We start from the raw sequence: 2207 nt of genomic DNA on the forward strand, positions 1-2207 counted from the left end.
TTGCATGTATTAGGCACGCCGCCAGCGTTCGTCCTGAGCCAGGATCAAACTCTCCATAAAAGAATTTGATAAAGCTCAAATTTGCTGGCATCAAAATTGATGTCAAAATGTTTCTCAAATTAATGAGAAATTATATTCATTAACGTTTTGTTGTTCAGTTTTCAAAGTTCATTCATTTCCCTGTCATTTTCTCGACAGGAATTATATTATATAAAAATACTAATATTTTGTCAATACTTTTATATATAAAAACTTTTTACAATTCACGCCATATTGCGACGGCTATATAATAATAGCATTATAAAAACATTTCGTCAATAAAAATTATTATATTTTTTATTTCCTTTACTTAGTAATATTAAACCTCTTAATTGCTATATCAAATATTCAATAATTAGCCTTTTTTATCAATCGAATAGATGATGGATAAACAGTAGATAATTCCCTTGTCATTTATTAATCCCTTTCCTCTAGCCAATTATAGAGGGGAGGCTTATTATTATCTTGCTCTTTTAAGTTTTCCAATTCATTTAGAATTGAATTAGATTTTATTAATAAAAAGTCGGCTCTTTCCTTGGTAATACAAATCGGTTCACCTGTATATTGTCTATATCCTTCTAATTCCCTAACTAACTCAATTGCTCTTTCTCGTGATTGTTGATTGTTTATGTCTATATACTTAAGCGCATCGACAAATACTGCATCAATAATTATCTTTAGTTCGTTTATCTGTTTTTGAGTAGCACTAATAGATGTTGATCCATTTGACCAATACAAATCAAAACCTATAATTGATCTACCCTGTTTTAATTCTTTATAGGTTACTTGCAGTTCTGTGTATTGATTAATTTCCGCTATTGCTACATCTAACACTTTCTTTTTAAATAATCCCGTATTGTTAGTATAACTCTTCACATTTTCTACACCAAATAATCGCATAAGCGCATCCTTGCTAATTGGTTTATGCCAATATCCATAGTGTGCTTTTAAATAATCGTATAATATCCAGCTAAAACCACTTTTGAATTGTGATGTAATTGTTAAATCCGTTGTGATGTACTTTTCTTTTAGTTCTAAGATATGTGGTACAAAATCTGCATTCCATCTAAAGGTAAATAATCCCTCTTTATATTTAATTGAACCGAACACATTCCAATACTCAAAATAATCATTCTCTAAATCCTCGATCGAAAATTGAAGTGCTAATAACTTTTGAGCATCTTCTTTAGCGTGAACAGTTTGATATTTTTCAATGTTAAATTTCTTTTCAAAATTTGCTTTATGAAACTCCGTATTTCCGCTTTGTTGTGTGGAATAAATAGCATAGGCCAATAATTGCATTTGATTAAGTGTTAAACCTTTGTTGAGTTTCGCCATTGATATTTCGTTACTTTTTAAAATACTGTTTCCATAATTGATTATTTGCCTTTTTTCATTTTTTCGTACTATGATGAACACCTTCTTTATTGAAACTTTTTTATCCCTATTTATAACTTTGTGCATAAATTGGTTATTTTTATATATTATTATTATAACTATAATATTATCAAGTTACAATTAAAGGGATAAAAAAGTTTCAATAAAGGGATAAAAAAGTTTCAATAAAGGGATAAAAAAGTTTCAATAAACTCCACAATTCATTGTGGCTCTAAGGCTCGTGGAGCCGTTAAATATAATTAATATAATTAATATTTATTAATAAATATATTTAAATTATATATTTTTATTTTATTATGTTGTTTCTTACACAAATGACTCTTAATAAAGATCAATCCTCTATTTCAAACATATGAAAAATAAATATGTCATAACATATAGTAAGCATATTTATAGGCTATAGCACGATAAAATACATGATATGCTTGTGCTATATGCTAACCGTATTCTCTATATAGGCTATAAAGTCACACAAGCTATACCTGATAGCCTTAATTTTGATTTTACCCAGTTACCCTCGTCTAAAAGCTTTTGATGTTATATGACCCTTTAACGCATTTTGAGATGTATACCACTCTAAATCTCAAAAACTATACATTTATGTAATACTTTATATCTTTTTAAACAAAATAAAAAACACCACTAAAATTTAGTGGTGTTTTTTGCCTAGCAACGTCCTACTCTCACAGGGGGAAGCCCCCAACTACCATCGGCGCTAAAGAGCTTAACTTCCGTGTTCGGTATGGGAACGGGTGTGACCTCTTTGCCAT

General features: G+C 29.2%; 1 protein-coding gene and 2 rRNA genes. All 3 read right to left on the reverse strand.

The genetic code is table 11. From position 1 onward, the window contains the following. Positions 1 to 60: ribosomal RNA gene (locus CRO00_RS19775) — 16S ribosomal RNA — on the reverse strand; the annotation flags it as partial. A 396-nt stretch (positions 61 to 456) separates the two neighbouring features. After that, positions 457 to 1503, reverse strand: coding sequence for a replication initiation protein (locus CRO00_RS19780; RefSeq protein ID WP_097075400.1), 1047 nt, complete (start codon positions 1501 to 1503; stop codon positions 457 to 459). Positions 1504 to 2101: 598 nt separating this feature from the next. Further along, positions 2102 to 2207: ribosomal RNA gene (gene rrf / locus CRO00_RS19785) — 5S ribosomal RNA — on the reverse strand; the annotation flags it as partial.

Source organism: Ureibacillus xyleni, assembly GCF_900217795.1.
GTDB lineage: Bacteria > Bacillota > Bacilli > Bacillales_A > Planococcaceae > Ureibacillus > Ureibacillus xyleni.

Coding starts and splice junctions, on each gene's coding strand:
- CRO00_RS19780 (WP_097075400.1), bottom strand. CDS start 1,503: ATGCACAAAGTTATAAATAGGGATAAAAAAGTTTCAATAAAGAAGGTG.